The sequence below is a fragment of the Paraglaciecola sp. genome (assembly GCF_039943935.1).
In the GTDB taxonomy this organism is placed as follows: domain Bacteria; phylum Pseudomonadota; class Gammaproteobacteria; order Enterobacterales; family Alteromonadaceae; genus Paraglaciecola.
The window spans coordinates 1-19,857 of the sequence record NZ_JBDUZQ010000007.1 but is presented as its reverse complement, the minus strand read 5'-3'; the positions used below and the strand labels follow the sequence as shown (position 1 = coordinate 19,857).

At 40.9% G+C, this 19,857-nt stretch carries 15 protein-coding genes; 6 read left to right on the top strand and 9 right to left on the bottom strand.

All coding sequences use genetic code 11. The features are described from left to right. Nucleotides 1-529 precede the first annotated feature (529 nt). The 3 genes from ABJD71_RS04890 to ilvD are packed head-to-tail and all read right to left on the bottom strand — an operon-like array spanning nucleotide 530 to nucleotide 4,876. Nucleotides 530-1,450, bottom strand: coding sequence for a glutaminase (locus ABJD71_RS04890; RefSeq protein ID WP_348165422.1), 921 nt, complete (start codon nucleotides 1,448-1,450; stop codon nucleotides 530-532). 33 nt (nucleotides 1,451-1,483) lie between these two features. Beyond that, nucleotides 1,484-3,028, bottom strand: coding sequence for a threonine ammonia-lyase, biosynthetic (gene ilvA, locus ABJD71_RS04885; protein WP_348165419.1), 1,545 nt, complete (start codon nucleotides 3,026-3,028; stop codon nucleotides 1,484-1,486). Further along, nucleotides 3,029-4,876: a dihydroxy-acid dehydratase gene (gene ilvD / locus ABJD71_RS04880; protein ID WP_348165416.1), complete on the bottom strand. Its 1,848-nt coding sequence runs from the start codon at nucleotides 4,874-4,876 to the stop codon at nucleotides 3,029-3,031. It abuts the gene before it with no gap. A gap of 354 nt (nucleotides 4,877-5,230) precedes the next feature. On the opposite strand from ilvD, the gene ABJD71_RS04875 reads away from it, so the two are divergent. After that, entirely contained in the window at nucleotides 5,231-5,860 is a 630-nt protein-coding gene (locus ABJD71_RS04875) for a trimeric intracellular cation channel family protein (protein WP_348165413.1), read from the top strand. Nucleotides 5,861-5,928: 68 nt separating this feature from the next. On the opposite strand, the gene ABJD71_RS04870 is transcribed toward ABJD71_RS04875, so the two are convergent. Further along, entirely contained in the window at nucleotides 5,929-6,837 is a 909-nt protein-coding gene (locus tag ABJD71_RS04870) for an alpha/beta hydrolase (protein ID WP_348165410.1), read from the bottom strand. Between the two features lie 172 nt (nucleotides 6,838-7,009). Between ABJD71_RS04870 and ABJD71_RS04865 the strand changes: the two genes are divergently transcribed. Beyond that, a complete protein-coding gene (locus tag ABJD71_RS04865; RefSeq protein WP_348112003.1) occupies nucleotides 7,010-8,524 on the top strand; it encodes a YifB family Mg chelatase-like AAA ATPase in 1,515 nt (504 codons plus the stop codon). Nucleotides 8,525-8,554: 30 nt separating this feature from the next. Here the strand turns inward: ABJD71_RS04865 and ABJD71_RS04860 are convergent, their stop codons facing one another. After that, the gene (locus ABJD71_RS04860; RefSeq protein WP_348165407.1) at nucleotides 8,555-9,904 is read right to left on the bottom strand and encodes a PLP-dependent aminotransferase family protein; all 1,350 of its coding nucleotides are present in this window, start codon (nucleotides 9,902-9,904) and stop codon (nucleotides 8,555-8,557) included. Nucleotides 9,905-10,160: 256 nt separating this feature from the next. Here ABJD71_RS04860 and ABJD71_RS04855 point away from each other — a divergent pair, with 256 nt between their 5' ends. Together ABJD71_RS04855 and ABJD71_RS04850 are read left to right on the top strand one after the other, a co-directional pair. Further along, entirely contained in the window at nucleotides 10,161-11,078 is a 918-nt protein-coding gene (locus ABJD71_RS04855) for an NAD(P)-dependent oxidoreductase (protein ID WP_348165404.1), read from the top strand. 15 nt (nucleotides 11,079-11,093) lie between these two features. Next, nucleotides 11,094-11,873, top strand: a complete 780-nt coding sequence (locus tag ABJD71_RS04850; protein WP_348165401.1) for a TSUP family transporter — start codon at nucleotides 11,094-11,096, stop codon at nucleotides 11,871-11,873. 733 nt (nucleotides 11,874-12,606) lie between these two features. On the opposite strand, the gene ilvY is transcribed toward ABJD71_RS04850, so the two are convergent. Continuing rightward, a complete protein-coding gene (gene ilvY, locus ABJD71_RS04845; protein WP_348165398.1) occupies nucleotides 12,607-13,461 on the bottom strand; it encodes an HTH-type transcriptional activator IlvY in 855 nt (284 codons plus the stop codon). A gap of 144 nt (nucleotides 13,462-13,605) precedes the next feature. Here ilvY and ilvC point away from each other — a divergent pair, with 144 nt between their 5' ends. Together ilvC and ABJD71_RS04835 are read left to right on the top strand one after the other, a co-directional pair. After that, entirely contained in the window at nucleotides 13,606-15,090 is a 1,485-nt protein-coding gene (gene ilvC, locus ABJD71_RS04840; RefSeq protein WP_348165395.1) for a ketol-acid reductoisomerase, read from the top strand. A 375-nt stretch (nucleotides 15,091-15,465) separates the two neighbouring features. Then, the gene (locus ABJD71_RS04835; protein ID WP_348165392.1) at nucleotides 15,466-15,792 is read left to right on the top strand and encodes a hypothetical protein; all 327 of its coding nucleotides are present in this window, start codon (nucleotides 15,466-15,468) and stop codon (nucleotides 15,790-15,792) included. Between the two features lie 163 nt (nucleotides 15,793-15,955). Here ABJD71_RS04835 and ABJD71_RS04830 read toward each other — a convergent pair whose 3' ends face one another. From ABJD71_RS04830 to ABJD71_RS04820, 3 genes are all read right to left on the bottom strand, one after another. After that, nucleotides 15,956-17,170: a multidrug effflux MFS transporter gene (locus ABJD71_RS04830; protein WP_348165389.1), complete on the bottom strand. Its 1,215-nt coding sequence runs from the start codon at nucleotides 17,168-17,170 to the stop codon at nucleotides 15,956-15,958. Nucleotides 17,171-17,308: 138 nt separating this feature from the next. Continuing rightward, nucleotides 17,309-19,240 carry a S9 family peptidase gene (locus ABJD71_RS04825; protein ID WP_348165386.1) on the bottom strand — a complete coding sequence of 644 codons (1,932 nt, stop codon included), beginning with the start codon at nucleotides 19,238-19,240 and terminating at the stop codon, nucleotides 17,309-17,311. Between the two features lie 106 nt (nucleotides 19,241-19,346). Then, nucleotides 19,347-19,857: prolyl oligopeptidase family serine peptidase (locus ABJD71_RS04820; protein WP_348165383.1), on the bottom strand; the 511-nt coding region annotated here is incomplete at its 5' end.

Here is a 19,857-nt window from a genome sequence, read left to right as displayed (position 1 = left end):
CATTGAAGGTAGAAAAAGCAGATGTTAAAAAAAAGGCGTTTACTTTAGTGATGCATATTAATGATTAACATTGAATCGCAGGCAAAAAAAAGCCTGATAACAAATCAGGCTTAAAAATGAGAACACACACATAAAAACTATTAAGTCAGACGCGCTATGTCAGTATAAGTTCAAAATGTTATGCATTTCTTTCGTCATTCAATATGTGGGCGTGGCGTATAGTGATAATTTTTAATCGATCAAAAGTGTTTTAGGTCCTTTGAAATACGCAATTGACTTAAGTTCGCATTAAGCTTGATAAGTCTATTTTGATTATTGCTTATAAATTAAGGCATCTGGAAACACGATCCCGTTTCAAAACACTAACTTAATAACAAACACGAAAACACAGCATTAGGGTCATAAAGTAATAGTTGTGTTGTTATCTCTAAAAGGCTCTAGCTTTCACAGGTGTGAGTTAAAAATAGTACGGGTGAGTTGAGCATAGCGAATAAATGAACGTAATGAGTGCCCATGCTATACCTGCAAACTAAACCCCAAACACTGACCACCCGGTTTTACTGGCGAGTAACTCTAGTGCTTGGGTACCTAATTTGCTATTGCCTATGGGATCTAACCCAGGCGCCCATACTGCAATAGATGCTTTGCCGGGTGCTACCGCCATAATACCACCGCCTACCCCGCTTTTACCCGGTAAGCCGACTCTGAAAGCAAACTCACCTGAACCATCATAATGGCCACACATCAGCATTAAAGAGTTGATGCGTTTGGCCCGTTTGGGGGATACCACACGATACCCTGTAGTAGGGTTAACGCCGTCATTGGCTAAAAACAGCCCCGCGGTGGCTAATTGAATAGTATTCATGGCAATAGAGCAGTGATGAAAGTATGTGCCTAACACAGAATCGACTGGATTTTCGAAGTGCCCAAAGGATGCCATAAAGTGGGCTAGTGAAGCGTTTCTGTCACCAGTTTCTAATTCAGATCGGGCAACTTTTTTATCGATACTGATAGATTCATCATTTGCCAGAAAACGCATAAATTGCAGTATTTCAGCTAGGGTTTCTTTAGGCTGATGGCCTTGCAATATAGCGTCAGCAACTGTAATAGCACCTGCATTTATAAAAGGATTGCGGGGTTTTCCGTTTTCGTGTTCTAACTGCACAATGGAGTTAAAGGGGTCACCCGATGGTTCCCGCCCGACTCTATTCCAGAGTCGTTCACCTAGTTTTCCAAGGGCAAGTGTTAACGTAAAAACTTTAGAAATACTTTGAATAGAAAACAGTGTTTCAGCACATCCGGCACTATAAATAGCCCCATCTGGTAGAGCAATTGTGATAGCAAACTGCTCAGGATCAACCTGAGCCAATTGCGGGATATAACTGGCAACTTTACCCTTATCGGTTTTAGAGGCCATTTGGGCTGCAATATCATCGACTATTTGTTGCATATTCAGCCCTTTGTCCTAGTTAGGTAGCAATATTTAAGCACCCGTTAAATCAGATAAGAAAAACTGATATGCAGGGTTGTTGGTTTGCTCTTGATAAACATAACCTAGCTCAGCCAAGTGTTGGTCAAAGCTCAATCTGTCTGCATCAGCAATATCAAAGCCAGCTAAGACCAAGCCTTCTGCAGCGCCGTGGTTGCGATAATGAAACAAGGTAATGTCCCAGCGTTCGCCTAGGGTATCTAAAAACTTCATTAACGCCCCAGGATGCTCTGGAAATTCAAAAGAAAATAACTTTTCATTTATAGCTGTTGGCGGTCTGCCTCCTACCATATAACGAACATGTAACTTTGCCATTTCATTGTCTGACAAATCAAAGCTTTGATAACCATTAACAGTAAGTGCATCAGTCAATTGTTTCAGCTCTGTTTGACCATCACGTAAGCGAATACCCACAAATACATGGGCTTCTTTATCCGTAGCATACCGGTAATTAAACTCAGTAATAGCGCGGCCACCTAATAAGGAGCAGAAATTTCTAAACGCACCGGTCTTTTCAGGGATTTTAACCGCGATAACCGCTTCTTTTTGCTCCCCTAATTCACAACGTTCAGACACATAACGCAAGGTGTGAAAATTGATATTAGCGCCACACAAAATGCCTGCAAACTTTTTGCCTTGTTGAGGATTAGCTTTAAGGTATTTATGCATGCCGGCAACAGATAGCGCGCCCGCTGGCTCAGCAATAACACGGGTATCATCAAAAATATCTTTAATGGCTGAGCAAATCTCGTCTGTATTGACTGTGATGACTTCGTCTACATAGTCTTGGCATAAACGAAACGGCTCTTCGCCAATAATTTTAACGGCAACACCATCGGCAAAGATGCCAACGTGATCTAAAGGAACAGGTTTACCCGCAGCCATGGCCGCTTGCAAGCAAGCTGACTCATCCGATTCAATGGCGATGATTTTAACGTCTGGCTTAAGCTGCTTAATGAATACAGAGATACCCGCAACTAAGCCACCACCGCCTACTGCAATAAAAAGCGTGTCTAAGTCGGGGTTTTGTTCTAGCAATTCACGAGCAATAGTGCCTTGCCCTACAATGACATCTTCATCATCAAAAGGGGCTACCATAGTGTAGCCATGCTCTTTTGATAAACGAAGTGCTTCGGCTTTTGCCTCATCGAAACTACTACCATGAAGTACTATTTCAACGTATTCACCACCAAAGTTACGTACTGCCTCAACCTTAATGTCAGGTGCGGTAGCAGGCATCACGATAGTCGCTTTGATTTGTTTTTTACTGGCAGAGTAAGCCACACCTTGAGCATGGTTACCCGCAGATGAGGCAACCACACCTTTAGCAAGTTGTTCGTCGGTTAACTGACTTAACTTGTTAAATGCCCCGCGAAGCTTAAAAGACTTCACGGGTTGCTGATCTTCACGTTTCAACCAAATATCGTTACCTAAGGTTTCAGATAATTTATCTAGCTTTTGTAATTCAGACTTTACGGCTACATCATACACCTGCGCTTGTATAATTTTTTGCAGGTACTCATTGGCAGAACGTGTCATTTAGTCTTCCAATTTAGACGCATCACGTACGCCACCTTTATCAGCACTGGTCGCTAATAATGCATAGGCTTTTAACGCTAACGTCACTTTACGTTCACGAGTTAATGGTTTCCATGCTTTAGGGCTGGCATCCATTTTTTCACGGCGAGCTTGTAGGTCAGCATCGGAGATATCAATACCAATCTTACGGTTTGGAATATCGATATTGATGGTATCACCTTCTTCAACTAAGGCTATGCCACCACCACTAGCGGCTTCTGGCGCACAGTGACCAATCGACAGTCCAGATGTACCACCAGAAAAACGACCGTCTGTGATAAGGGCACAATCTTTACCTAAGCCTTTGGCTTTAAGATAAGTTGTTGGGTATAGCATTTCTTGCATACCTGGGCCGCCTTTAGGGCCTTCGTAGCGGATAACAACTACATCACCAGCTACAACTTTGTCACCCAAAATAGCTTCTACTGCTTCATCTTGGCTTTCATAAATGCGGGCTCGGCCAGTAAATTTATGAATAGACTCATCAACCCCTGCGGTTTTAACAATACAGCCATCTTCAGCTATGTTGCCAAACAACACGGCTAAACCACCTTCTTGACTGAAAGCGTGGTCAATGTTACGGATACAACCGTCTTCACGGTCGGTATCGGCAGTGGGCCAGCGGCAGTTTTGGCTAAACGCTTGAGTGGTGCGAATGCCAGCAGGGCCTGCTTTATAAAACTCTAGGGCATGTTCGTTTTGGCCGTTAGCAATATCCCACTTACTGATCACATCACCTATAGATGTTCCTAATACATGTGGCGAGTCTGCGTGTAGTAAACCTGCACGATTTAGCTCAGCCAAGATGCCAATCACACCACCAGCGCGGTGTACATCTTCCATATGATATTTAGGGGTAGACGGTGCTACCTTACATAAGTGCGGCACTTTACGAGATAATCTATCGATATCATCTAGAGTAAACGGCACTTCGCCTTCTACTGCAGCTGCCAATAAATGCAAGATTGTATTAGTTGAGCCACCCATAGCAATATCTAAACACATAGCGTTTTCAAAGGCTTTAAAGTTAGCAATGTTGCGAGGTAAAACTGACTCATCATCTTCTTGATAGTAACGACGGCATAATTCAACTATTTGTGTGCCGGCTTGTTTAAATAGTCCTTCACGGTCAGCGTGAGTGGCAAGCATTGAACCATTACCCGGTAAAGACAAACCTAAAGCTTCGGTCAAACAGTTCATGGAGTTGGCAGTAAACATACCAGAGCATGAACCACATGTTGGGCAAGCCGAACGCTCTACTTCTTCACTATCTGCATCGCTAACGTTGTCATCAACACCGGCTACCATAGCATCTACTAAATCAAGTTTGATAAGTTGGTCAGAAAGCTTGGTTTTACCCGCTTCCATTGGGCCACCTGATACAAAAATGACAGGTATATTTAATCGCATAGAGGCCATTAACATTCCTGGAGTAATTTTGTCGCAGTTTGAGATACACACTATGGCATCAGCGCAATGGGCATTAACCATATACTCAACAGAGTCGGCTATGATTTCTCGTGAAGGCAAGCTGTACAACATACCGCTATGACCCATAGCGATACCGTCATCTACGGCAATAGTATTAAATTCTTTTGCTACACCGCCAGCGGCTTCGATACTGCGAGCAACCAATTGCCCCATATCTTTTAAATGTACATGACCCGGTACAAATTGAGTAAATGAGTTGGATACAGCGATAATGGGTTTATTAAAATCACCGTCTTTCATCCCTGTTGCGCGCCACAGTGCGCGGGCCCCCGCCATGTTGCGACCTTGTGTACTTGTGGCTGAACGTAATTTTGGCATTATTTCACTCTTAATTAATTGTATAAAATGTATTTTTGAAAACGACTACTTATGTATCTTTCTAACAAAAAACCCCTCGTACTTTCGTGCGAGGGGCTTAGTATTCTAATAAGATTTTACCACTATCCCCGCAATGCAATTATTACCGCTGATAATGTCAGGTAATTTGTTTTTACACTGTGTAAAAAGAATAAGGCATTAGATTACAGATTTTTATATCATCACTGAGTATAGAAATATCATGAAGCAGTGAAGCTGATCAAGCATTGCTATATGCCATTTTAGAGGATCATATATTAAACATAGATCATTCATTCAATTCACAAAAATATAAGCTTTAAATTTAGGTTACTTATGCAAACTTGGTTACATTGGATAGATTTGGCAGGCGTTGCAGTTTTTGCTATTGCAGGCACTCTTATGGCGTACAAAAAACATATGGATGGATTTGGAGTAGTCGTACTTGCATCTGTTACGGCTATAGGTGGTGGCACATTAAGAGATATGATTTTAGATCGACCAGTATTCTGGGTGCAAGACCCTAGCTTTTTTTATGTCATTACTTTAGCCGCATTTACCACAATTATTTGGCTTAGGACTCAGAAAACCTTCCCGTTACGCTACCTATTGTTTGCCGATGCAATTGGTCTAGCATTCTTTAATGTCATAGGATTACAAAAAGCCCTCACGTATGGTGCATCGCCCATGATAGCCATTGCGTTAGGCACAATGACAGGGGTGTTTGGAGGGTTAATTCGAGATGTAATATGCCAAGAAATACCACTGGTTTTACGAAGTGAGATCTATGCAACGGCCTGCATTTTTGGAGGGGCAAGCTATATAACAGCCCTTCACCTTGAGCTTAACACGCTAGCATGCATGAGTATCTGCTTTTGCTTAACTTTAGCAGCCCGTTTAGGGGCAATAAAATGGCATTGGCACCTACCTGTTTTTAATCCCCATGATTCCGTAAAAGATGAATAGAACACCAAAATGGTGTGCTCATTTCTTAACTAACCTGAATCTCAGATAAGCTACACTAGTCAACCAAGTTAGAGCGCTTCAACTAACTGATTTATAGCCTCTGTGACTAACTCTGGTTGGGCCTGATGTATGTTATGTTGCCTATTTTCAGAAAATACTATGCGAGCGTTTTCAGACAATAATAAGAAACTCTCTTGAAGCTTTGCCCATTCACGTATTTGCTTGGTACTCCCCATTGTTACTCCCGATGAATGGTTCTTGGCAATAACCACAATAGGTAAATCACCTAATGTTTTTACTACATTTTTGACATGACGAGCGCTTGCCTCAAAATTAGTGCTTTCTTTCAACGATGTATACTGATGCTTTGTCGTGCTTTTTAATGCCTTTTCACGGGATTTATTAAACGATAAATATAGACGAGGTACACCTATGGGCGCTGCCCACATACTGGCTTTTTTTACAAAACTAAATAAAGCATTCTCTTTTGCCAAAACATTAGCTTGATTAGGGTGAGCAGAGTCAACCAGAACTAAACCAACTATGTATTCTGGGTAAGTTTTTGCGTAGAGCTGCATATTAAGCCCACCATAGGAGTGACCTACTAAAATGATCGGGCCACTTATTTCTCGCTTTTCTAAAATAGCATGAAGCTCTTCAACTACTTGCGTGCTATCTCGGGGGTTGGGGCTTTTATCACTAAAGCCTAAACCCGCTCTGTCATAAACAAAGGTTTGAGCAAATTTACTTACCTCATCGACCACGCTTTTCCAAACATATGAGGTATCCATCATGCCTGCATCAAATACTATAGTGACATCCCCTTGCCCAACAATTTCTGTATAAATTTGCGTGCCTGACATATCGACAAACGTACCCTCAGGAAGGTATGTTTTGCTGTCTTCATAAGACATGTATTCTTGGTAGCAAACGCCAATAGCAATGATAAAAAAAATCAACTTATATCTGCTTCTCATGTGTTTCCTTTCATGTTTCTGAGCCTGTATAACCTTAAAGTAACACCTTACAATCATCCGCTATTATGTGATAAAAATATTCCCAAGTTAACCCAGTAATAAGGAATGTTCGCAATTTCTGCAGCTTTAACTAGCCTTGTATGTATCAATCATTTGCAAATGGAGTTGCCTTATGTCTTTAGCGATTGTTTATTCTCGTGCAACTGTGGGCATAGATGCGCCACTGGTTACGGTAGAGGTACATTTAGCCAATGGGCTGCCTTGTTTTAACTTAGTTGGCTTACCAGAAGCATCGGTTCGCGAAGCTAAAGACAGAGTACGCAGTGCGCTTATCAACTCTGGTTTTGAATTTCCTGCTAAACGTATAACTGTGAATTTAGCCCCCGCCGACTTACCTAAAGAAGGCGCTCGATTCGATTTAGCTATTGCCATTGGTATTATTGCCGCAAGCAGCCAATTACCCGAACACTCATTGCAAAACATAGAGCTGGCTGGTGAATTAGCATTATCAGGTGAAATTCGCTCTATTAAAGGCGCGCTACCTTTCACTTATGCTTGTCATAAAGCAGGAAGAGCCGTGGTACTGCCCGCAGAAAATGCCGCAGAAGCGTCACTCATTGAAGGAGCTCAGATTTTTGCGTCTAATCAATTATTGGATGTATTTCATCATATAGCTGGGCAAAAAAATCTTAATTTTTATCAGCCCGAGTTTACACAAAAAGAGTCTCAATACGAAAACGACTTACAAGATGTTGTCGGTCAAGCAGCGGGTAAACGGGCCTTAGAAATAGCCGCAGCAGGGGGCCATAATTTACTTTTTACAGGCCCACCTGGCACAGGAAAAACCATGTTAGCTAGCCGTTTAGTTACCATTTTACCGCCCATGTCAGATGAAGAAGCCTTAGCTTCAGCAGCTATTCACTCAATTGTGGGAAAACCTGTAGATCCGGCCACTTGGAAACAAAGAAACTACCGCCATCCACACCACACTAGTTCAGCCGTTGCCTTAGTGGGCGGGGGGAGTGTACCCAGACCAGGTGAAATATCGCTGGCCCACAATGGTGTGCTGTTTTTAGATGAATTACCTGAATTCGACCGTAAGGTGTTAGATGTACTAAGAGAGCCATTAGAGTCTGGCTCTGTCAGTATTTCACGGGCGGCTAGGCAGGCGCAGTTTCCGGCGCGTTTTCAATTGGTGGCAGCCATGAACCCCAGCCCAACTGGAAGTTTGCAAGATGGTCGCAGTAGTAGCGACCAAGTATTACGTTATTTAAACCGTATTTCGGGCCCATTTCTAGACCGTATCGACTTACAAGTAGACGTTCCCAAGTTACCTAACAGCGACTTTTCTGAACAAGTTAAATCGAGAGGTGAGAATAGCCAAACCGTACGAAATCGAGTGGTAACAGCCCACCAATTACAGATAAACCAAAGAGGTAAATCTAACGCACAACTAGGCAGTAAAGAAATTGAAAAACATTGTGCCTTAAGCAAAGCAGACCAAGCATTCTTGCATAACGCAGTAGAAAAACTGGGACTATCGTTGCGAACTTACCACAGGGTATTAAAAGTTGCCCGTACCATCGCTGACCTAGCCAACTGCTCGCAAATAGAAAAATCCCACCTAGCAGAAGCCCTAAACTACCGAGCCTTTGACCGCATGTTAGTACAGTTAACTAATAATTGAGCTTTGGCTCGCTAAGATTTTGCATAACGCTTAAAACTGAGAATGTTGCATGGGTGAAGTATCTAAAAGTTGAGCTAAATTTTTAAGTGCTAAGGTAAATCTAGTCTCTGAATCTATAGCCATAACAGACAAGCGAATTTTATCAATAGGCTTACCATCAGCACAAAAATATGTCGAACTGCTCACCAGTAACCCTTGGTTTTTAGCAGCAAGACAAAAGCTGTCGGCATTCCACTGCCTAGGTAAGGTCAACCATAAGTGATAGCTAGATACTTGTGCATTCAACTCAAACTGACTCAGGACTTGCTGCGCAATTTTTTGTCGCTTTATCGCAATAGCTTTTTGTTGGTCTGCTAATTTGAATGCTGCCCCTGATTCAATCAGATGGCTGGCTGTTTCAAATAAAAGTGGTGATGGTAACCAAACCATAGCCCTTAAAAAGGCCGCTATCTTTTTAGATTGAGAAACAGGAGAGTTCAAAAAGCCGCAGCGGATCCCTGGGCTTACAGCCTTCGATAGGCTGCTAATATGAAATGTATTCTCTGGAGCAAAATTACTAATAGCTGGTAACGGGGTTCCATTTAAAAAACCGTAAATGTCATCTTCGATTAGCCATGCGTTGTATTTTAAAATAGTCGCTGCAATTTGCTTACGGCGAAGAGTAGGCATAGTTACAGCGGTGGGATTTTGATGTGACGGAACAACAATAACAAGGGCGGGCTTTTCTTGTTTAAATTGCCGTGCTAAATCATTGGGGCACATCCCACTTTCGTCCATTTGAATGCCTACCACTCTTCTCCCCAAAAAGTTGGCTATAGACAAAATGCCGGGGTAGGTTTGTGCTTCAACAGCTATAAGATCATCAGCTTGGGTATAAAGTTGAATGAGTGTAGATAAACCATGCTGTGCTCCATTAGTTAAATGAAGTTGCTCAACTTTTGGCATATATAAACCATATTTTACAGCCCAATGCCTGCCTATATCTCTATGTTTTAGTAGCCCAGAATCTTCCGCATACTCGTAAAGTTTTGCATCAAAATCTTGATTAAAACTGTTTTGAAATTCATGATGCAGTCTTTTTACGTTGTGTGACATGCAAGGCTGCAATATGGATAGGTTAAACTCGTTGTCAGCATCACCAGAGCGAATAACTTGGGATAGTGGTTTGTCGTCAAAAACAAAACTGCCTCGCCCCACAAAAGACTCAATCTTTCCCGCTGTAGCTAGGGTTTGATAGGCTTTTGAGACTGTGACCGCTGTGGTATCTAACTCTTGAGCCAACGCCCTATGAGTGGGTAGTTTACTCCCTTTAGCGTATTGCCCTAGGTCAATCCTATTCTCAATAATGTTAGATATTTCTATGTATTTTGGGGGCGTCATGACATCAAATGCTGCAAATAAAAGTTAATGGTATCGATACCAAAGCATAAATTCAATTTTGATATATTCAATCAGTATACAAAGACCTTAATTGACATATGTCAATTTAGAGGTTACTTTAGAAATAGTTCAATAAAACATTGTGTTATCCGGCTAACTATATAATAAAGCCACTAGAAAATAGTGTTTCAAAGAAGAAGTGACATAGTTCATTTTCTTTTCAAATTAGCAAATAAACCCAAAAGTAGGCGTGGTCATGATCCATAAAGGTAATTTATCAGAAAAAAATAACCCAACAGCAGCTTTTATTGGATTAGGCGCAATGGGCTACCCAATGGCAGGACACCTGCAAACATCTGGTTACTTTACTACTGTGTTTAATCGCTCCGAGTCTAAAGCAAAAAACTGGGCAGACGAATACAAAAGTATGTATGCACTCACCCCCCAAAAAGCAGCTGTTAATAAAGATATTGTTTTTATATGCGTTGGAAATGACAAAGATGTGCGTGAAGTGGTTTTAGGCAACAACGGCGCGCTTGCTGGTATGAAGCAAGGGGCAATTTTGGTAGATCACACCACTACATCTGCAGAGCTTGCGTTAGAGCTTAAAGCTCGATGCGAAGAAATAGGCTGTGAGTTTATTGATGCGCCTGTCTCTGGCGGTCAAGCAGGTGCAGAAAACGGTCAACTCACTGTTATGTGTGGAGGTAAAAGTGCCATCTTTGATACTGCTAAACCAATAATGCAAAGCTATGCCAAACAAGTGCAATTGATGGGAGAAACAGGCCAAGGCCAACGTACTAAAATGGTTAACCAAATATGTATTGCTGGCGTGCTGTCTGGATTAAGCGAAGCGCTATTGCTCGCCCAAAAAGTTGGCTTAGATATTCCACAACTTGTTGATACCTTAAAACATGGTGCGGCTGGCTCTTGGCAAATGGAAAACAGGCTTGAAACCATGTCTGAAGACAAGTTCGACTTCGGTTTTGCTATTGATTGGATGCACAAAGATTTAAGTATTTGCCTTGAAGAAGCAGCCAAGCATCAACTAGCTTTGCCACTTACCACTCAAGTCGATAATCAATACCAAAAGTTACAACAAAACGGAATGGGCCGACTAGATACTTCAGCCTTAGTAAAGTCACTTCAAGCCGACAGAAATGCAATTAAATAATAGGCATAAGCATTAATGGAATTATTAAATATAGACCTATCTGTATGGGTACTTGGAGCGCTAATTTTTGCGTGTTTCGTTGCTGGGTTTATCGATAGCGTTGCAGGGGGGGGAGGGCTTATTTTGCTGCCTTCTTTTATCTTAGCTGGTTTACCCCCACAAGTCGCTTTAGGTCAAGGCAAACTAGTCAGTACCTTTGGCACCTTGGCTGCAATCCGCAACTTTGTGAAAAATAAAAAAGTCATTTGGAAGGTGGTGGCAACAGGTATACCTAGTGGATTACTGGGCTCTTATTTTGGGGCAGAAATGATCCTGATGTTCGAACCTGAAGTCGTAGCAAAAATTATCATTGGGCTATTACCATTTGGCATCATGCTGTCACTTCTTCCTAAAAAGAATCACGCTGCACATCTAATAAATGTAACGAATATACAAGTTTACCTAATAGTACCAATTATCGTTTTTGTTATAGGGTTTTACGATGGGTTCTTTGGGCCTGGCACAGGTAGCTTTTTAATCTTAGCGCTGCATCTTATTCTACGCTTTGATTTAGTTACTGCATCTGCCAACTCTAAACTGTTAAATTTTTCTAGCAATGTGGGGGCGCTAATAGCCTTTATGATAGCCGGAAAAGTATTATACATGCTGGCAATTCCATTAATTATAGCCAACCTCGCCGGTAACCATATTGGCAGTAGTTCAGCGATAAAACATGGCCCTAAAGTTGTTAAAACAACCTTGAGTGTTTCCATGACTTTACTGATGAGCACGTTGATTTATAAATTTATTATGTAGAATGAAAAGTGAGATAACTGATTTTTACTGCGCCGGTGACAACAGGGCGATACCCAGCATTTCTATTAAGCTTTGCTCACATAAAGTCAATCAAGTGAAAATACAGAATATCAACTGAAGGCGCTTGCAACTTTGGCCTACGCATTAAAAAATTGCGACGACATGTTCAACTACTATCAACAATTAGCAACAATAAAACCACTTGTACATGTCCGATTCACTGAGATAATTGAAGGGTTTTCGATGACTTTAAATATGGCGGCTTGCCATATACAGCAACAACAGATGCACCTAGCTCAGCCTCTATTAGATAAAGTAGCGGATGCTTTGAGTACTACGATGATTATGCAAAACAATCCCAGGAGCTATGTTAATACAAGCAAAGTTAGATAACCTGCAGGGTAAATCAATCGACATCGGAGCTCTAAAAGCGACATTTACTGCAGCACAATATCCCCATGCATGAATGTTAGAACAAGATTGGGGGTTCACTTTAAATGAATAGAAAGGTTCGAGCGACCTAATAGATAGGGCGCGTCCAAATTGCTTCTATTTGGGAGAAGGAGAATAATAGGAAAGTTAACTAGGTTGCCCACCCTATTAACTCTTTTCTTTGCTTGGTCTTATAATCTTAATCGTATTGAAGGAGTCCGATCCCTTTAAGGTGTTTTGACCTTGGTAAAACAGTCATATTGGTCCAAACAGAACAACCTATTTAACGATTTTAAATAAACTAACAGCTAAACAACGCCTTAATCGCAGGCTCTTGTGCCCGCTTTTTTAAACAGCACAAACCTAGTTGGTAAGTTTCGATATTAGTGAGTGAAATACGGTTTACTTTTTGCCCAACCGAAGAGTGATCTAATACTATTTGCGGTACAATTGCCACACCACAGCCCAACGCTACCATGCTCACAATCGCTTCGTTACCCGCTACGGTTGCATAAACGCGGGGCCTAATGCCTTGCTCTGCCAACCAATGATGTACGATACGTTTAGAGGGGCCAGATTCCGGTAAAACCATTGAATGTTGTCGCCAATCGACTTGTTCTAGCCGAGTTAATAATGTGTCTTTGGGGGCAATTAAGACTAAAGGCACTTCACCTAAGGGCAAAAAGTGTAGTTCTTTTGGAAAATCTGGAGTATGAATCGCAATCGCTGCATCTGCGTCTTGTTGCATCACCTTTATAACAGATAAAGCCGGGTCCCCAGTGGCGAGCTTGATTTCAATTTGTGGATATTTATGTCGAAAATGATCCAATAAGTTAGGTAAATGACTTTGGCTGGCTGTTACCGAGCAATATAGACTTAATTCACCTTGTAACTGCTGGTGGGATTGGCGTAACTCGCTTTGCACCTTTTTCCATTCGCTTAGCATTTGCTGACTAAAGCTCAATAAACTTGCGCCCGCCGCTGTCAATTTAACCTTACGATTGTCTCGCACAAACAAGGTTGTGCCGCATTCTTCTTCTAGCCTCTGAATGGCACGGCTTAAGGTCGATGGGCTAACAAACATGGCATCGGCAGTGCGACCAAAGTGCAAGCTTGTACATAAATGTTGAAATAACTCTAAGCTACGAATATCCAAAATTAGCCCTCTAAAAAAACAGTATTGCGATTTGTGAAACATAACATTGCAAATATATCATTTTAAACAACGCAATACATTGTCTATTATCTCGCCATCGTAAATGAAAGACTCATTTACAAAGAAAAGAATAGGATTTTTCAGATGGCAAATTATTTCAATACATTATCGCTACGTCAGCAATTAGACCAAATCGGTCGTTGTCGTTTTATGCAACGTTCAGAGTTTTCTACTGGTTGTGATTTTCTTAAAGGTAAGAAAATTGTCATCGTAGGGTGTGGCGCTCAAGGTTTAAACCAAGGTTTGAACATGCGTGATTCTGGTTTAAACATCTCTTATGCACTTCGCCAAGCTGCAATTGATGAAAAACGTGAATCCTTTCAACGTGCTAGCGAAAATGGTTTTACTGTTGGTACTTACCAAGAGCTTATTCCAACAGCAGACATTGTTTATAACCTTACCCCAGATAAGCAACACTCAAGTGTAGTTGAAGCGGTCATGCCATTAATGCAACAAGGCGCAACATTAGGTTATTCACACGGCTTCAACATTGTTGAAGAAGGCCAACAAATTCGTTCAGACATCACTGTTGTAATGTGTGCACCTAAGTGCCCAGGTACTGAAGTACGTGAAGAATATAAGCGTGGGTTTGGTGTTCCAACTCTCATCGCTGTTCACCCAGAAAACGACCCTAAAGGTCAAGGTTGGGATATCGCTAAAGCACTGGCGTCTGCCACTGGTGGAGACCGTGCAGGTGTTCTTGAATCTTCATTTGTTGCTGAAGTTAAGTCTGACCTTATGGGTGAGCAAACTATTTTATGTGGTATGCAACAAGTTGCAGCTATCTTAGGCTATGAAAAAATGATTGCTGACGGCATCGACGCTGGCTACGCAGGTAAACTTATCCAAGACGGTTTAGAAACCATCACCGAAGCACTTAAAATCGGTGGCGTAACTAACATGATGGACCGTTTGTCTAACCCTGCAAAAGTCAAAGCGTTTGAACTAGCTGACGAATTAAAAGTATTGCTAGGCGACTTATTTGGTAAACATCAAGACGACATTATCAGCGGTGAGTTTTCTCGCACTATGATGGAAGACTGGGCTAATGGCGATGCTAACTTACTTAAATGGCGTGAAGAAACTGGCGAGACCGGTTTTGAAAATGCACCTGAGTTTACTGGCACTATTGATGAACAAGAATACTTCGACCACGGTGTTTTCTTAGTGGCTATGATCAAAGCCGGTGTTGAACTAGCGTTTGATGTGATGGTTGAAGCTGGAATTTTACCAGAATCTGCTTACTACGAATCACTTCACGAGACTCCGCTTATTTCTAACACAATCGCACGTAAGCGTTTGTACGAAATGAATGTAGTTATCTCTGATACTGCCGAATACGGTAACTATTTATTCGCTAATGCTGCAGTGCCAATTTTACGCGAGAAATTAATGCCAAATATCGGTACTGATTTAATCGGTAAAGCTTACACCACAGCAACTAACAGCGTAGATAACAAAAAATTAGTTGATATCAATAAAGAAATCCGTGAAAGCGGCGTTGAAACAATTGGCGCAACGTTACGTGGTTACATGACTGATATGAAAACAATCGTTGAGTCTGCATAAGATTTATCTGACTTAACACTGACGATTTCTGTCGTAAAAGTGTTAAAGCCTTTGGCCTAACACTTCCCTGTTGCCCAACCTTATGGTTGGGCTTTTTTATGGGTAAATTAAAAGGTCGTCTTCATACCGATACAGTAAATTTAACCAAATATACTGGAATAACTCACTGTTAGGTAAAAAAACAAGCCGCAATTTCAAGCATTCCTAACGTATTTATCATTTGTTACTAGAAGCAGACAAAAAATATTCATTCTTAACGCTAGCTCATTGTTTTTAAAGGGCTAACACCTTGGCGCGCCAATTGCTCTAGCTTAGTTTTGTATAAAAATTTTCGAGTAGTCACTCAGGCACGCATCTAGTAAATCGGAACAATAAATGAATCAATCAATATCACGGCTATCTCAGATAGGTGACTGGGTTTTCGAAGTGAAAATGGTCAGGGCCTTAAAAGTAAAAAATCACGGCGAGCCCTACTCTGCTATCGCTAACCTTACTGCTAACGGTGATCAAATGTACATTGATTCGCACTTATCAATCAATGATGAAGACTTAACCAAAGAAGACTTTCTGACTATCTATAAGTTTTGCCAGTCGATGGGGATGAAAAACATTAGCTATGATCGCATTAAAAATGGTCTTAAATCGTCTAAGCAAGTGGACATTACTCAAAATACCTCTCCGCAGTTTCGATTGGTAGAATGATCTTAAACATGTGGAAATTGAGAGTAATCGAAAAAGCGCTTAAAGTTTAATAATGAAGGTTCAAAACTAAAGCCAAGAGACTTACTTTAAACTAACAAAGTAATATTGAAGCATTGATGAGCAAATTTACCCGCAACGCCTAAATTATAGGCTTGATGAAAGGCTATTCTGCTTTCCAATAAAAGACAAAAGAGATTAACCCAAAAACACAAAAACCTAGTGCAATGGGTGTTACAGATTGCTCTAAAAAACCACCAATAAATACAGCGATAGGCACCGAAAATAAACTACTTAACGAACCAATAATAGCAGCGCCCAACCCAGCCATATTGCCCAAGGGTTGCATTGCCATAGCGTTAATATTGCCAAACAATACTCCGATACAAAAGAAGGCACAAAACAGTACAGACACAAATAACCACATAGGTGGAATACCGGCATATAACCAACATGAAATAAGTAGCAGAGTGGAAAATATAAGCCAACCTATCATTGCCCAAGTACATAAGGTTCTCATGCCTAAACGCATCACTAAGGTACCGTTAATGAAAGATGCAAAACCGATAGAAAAGGCTAATAAGGCAAAATACAACGGGAACAACTCGCCGGTATCGTAAATGTGCTGAAAGATTGTTTGTGAAGCGCTGATATAAGCTAGAAACGCACCAAAAATTAGCCCCGTTGATATGGTGTAAAACATCACTAATTTGTGGCTCAAAATAAACTTACTAGACTGCCAAAGCTGTGACCAATTAAATGATTGGCGCATTTCTTTTGGTAGGGTTTCTGGCTGACGAATAAAAAACCAGATTCCAACTAGCAGTCCAATCAATAAAAATGAAGAAAAAATATGTCGCCACGACGCCCAAAACATAATGGCTTGTCCAAAACTTGGTGCGACCATAGGCACTAAAATAAACACCATCATAATAAACGACATGACACGTGCCATCGCTTCGCCTTCGTACTTATCGCGAATTACCGCCAAAGCTGCGATCCTAGGGCCCGACACTCCAAATGCTTGAATAACACGGCCTACCAACATAACAGTCAACGACTCAGCCAACATGCAAATGATTGAACCAATAGCAAAAATAATTAGCCCAGAAAGAATAGCATACCGCCTACCTTTATCATCCGATACTGGCCCGTAATAGAGCTGTCCAAACCCCATCCCAATAAAAAACAAAGACACAATAAGATGTGTATCTTGCGAATTAGTAATTTGTAAGTCTTGGCCAATGTGATGCAAGGCAGGTAGCATGGCATCGATGCTCAAAGCAACTAAGGAAGTCATTACAGCCATAAGTACAACAAACTCACTCAAACTAATATCAGGCTTAGTTAAGGGGGGAGTTGGATGCTCTGGTGAGGACATTTTAATAGCCTGTAAAAAGAGAGAAAAATAACAGAAGGGATTCTACTACCACATAGAAAATGTGTGGTTAAACTTTTAAGTATTTAAAACCCCGCTTTTATCTGCAAGATAGAATACAGATAAAAGCGGCATAAGAAGTTAGTTTAAGTGCTTTTTCAAAAAACCATCCATAGCTTTAAAGGCAATGTGGCGATTATGTTGAATAGACAAATCATGGTCTCCATCTTCTAGTTCAATGTATTCTACTGGTTTATCGAGTGATTTTAGCCTACTAACCATCACTCGACTTTGAGCAACATCTACAACTCTGTCATCTTCACCGTGGATAAACAACATAGGAATATTCACATTTTTGGCTTTGTAATAAGGCGAGCGAGCTTCTAAATCATCAAAGTCATTACCTAATTGCTCTTTTACAAGCCGACTATTTGTGTAGTCATAAGAGCGGATTACGCGTTTTTTAAGATCAGTTAAGCCAGCAAAACTAATCGCACAGGTAAATAAATCAGGGGTTTTTACGGCCGCCATAGCAGCAGCATAGCCGCCATAGCTTGCACCCACGATACACATTTTGTCTTTCACTGCGATGTTTTGTTTAACCAGCCAGTTTGCAGCATCGGTTAAGTCATCTTGCATGGTTAAGCCCCAGCCTTGCATTTGGCTTTGGGCAAACTCGTAACCATAACCCGTTGACCCTCTAAAGTTAGGCCTAAATACCGCGTAGCCACGGCTTGCAAAAAATGATGTCCAATAATCAAAACCATCACTGTCTCTTGAGTGGGGGCCGCCATGTGGATGTAATATTGTAGGTACTGGGCCTTTAGTTCCTAATGGCAATGTTAAATAGCCTTCTAGCTTAGTGCCATCTCTTGCTGTGTAGGTTACTAATTTATGCTCACTAAGCTCTGCAGGAGGGAGGGCTGGGTATTGCTCAAAAATTAACTTAAGAGAGTTTTGCTTACGGTGCCCTAAATAAAAAGCGCCAGGAGTATAGTCATTTTCTGTGTATAACAAATAAACATTTTCATCGGCACTAAAGTCAGTTAAATATGCGCTATAACCAGCGAATGCTTTCATTAAAGACTTGTTGAAATTACCCATGGATTTATCCCAATAAATGCGCCCGCCTTCGCTATTTCTGTGATAAATGCCTATGACATCATTGCTCTTTTTCGAATAAATAAGTGAGCCATCTACGTCATGGTCTTTATCTTCAAATACTAGCGTTGACTCTTTAGTTGTTAAGTCAATTTTAAACAACGCTTTTTTATCACTATTGTATTGGGTGTAGTACAAAATATTGGGGTCTTTAGCAAATCCAAGAGGAGTAACACCAGACTCTTCAAAGCTGTTGTGTTCGAACAATTTATGCCAAGTGTCATCATCGCCAATCCTGACTCTGATAGACGCTTCACCTGTTTTATAATTTAAAGCTTCACCTAAACGTAAAGTGCCTTGCCTATCAGTCATCCAGTCTCGAATGTTTAGTTTGCCTCGGCTTATTCTAGATTTTCTACCAGTGTTGATATTCAACCTATAAACACCCGGTAAATTAACTGTATCTAAGTCGAGAGCGATAAGAATATTTTCAGGGTCATTAGGTAAAAATGAAATTACGTCATCTTGAAATTGAGAATAATGATCATTGCCAATTTTATGGTTTGAAGGCGGCTTACTCAGCTGCCTTTGCACGGGCTGGTCGCCATCAACATCAATGGCCAGTAAACGAGTTTCCATAACATCTACACCATTTATGACAGAAGCAAACCTAACACTTACCACCAAGGTTTTATTGTTTGCCCATTCAAACCAGTTTGTAATGTTGGTTTTATTATCAGATTGCACTATATGGAGCTTTTTACCTGTAGTTAAATCTACAGATGTTAATACTGTTACTTCTGGTGATTTATAGCTTCTTAGGTAGGCGATTTTTGTCCCACTTGGTGATAAAGCAGGTTTTTCATATCTAGGAAGCTGACTAAAGCTCTCAATGGGTAACTCTTCTGCAACACTAATTAAAGAAGTGAATAAAATAACTATCAAACAACACAAGCGAATGATTCCATTCATAAAAAGTCTCAAATATTTGCGATTAAAATTAACCCAAAACTATACACAAAACTTATTGGTTTCGCACCAATCAATCATGCTAGTTTATCAAGAATACTCGTTATCTCTAATTTAAATGCTTTTTCAAAAAAGTATCCATAGCTTTAAACGTTGCATGTCTATTACGCTGAATAGATAAATAGTGATCGCCATTTTCTAGCTCGATAAATTCCACATCTTTGTCTAAATCTTCAAGCTCTTCTACCATAATTTCACTTTGCACTATATCAACCACACGGTCATCCTCGCCGTGAATAAATAACATAGGAATGTTAACTTTATCGGCATGATAAGCTGGTGAGCGTGCTTTTAAGTCAGCAGAGTCATCACCAATCTGCTTTTTCACAAATTTACTATTTAAATAACGACGACTAGTTGATACCAATTTTTTTAAATCGGTTACGCCGGCAAAACTTATTGCGCACTTAAATAAGTCGGGGGTTTTTACCGCCGCCATAGCGGCTGCATAACCGCCGTAGCTCGCTCCAACGATACACATTTTGTCTTTAAGGGCGATGTTCTGCTCCACTAGCCAATTTGCTGCGTCGGTTAAATCATCTTGCATGGTTAAGCCCCAT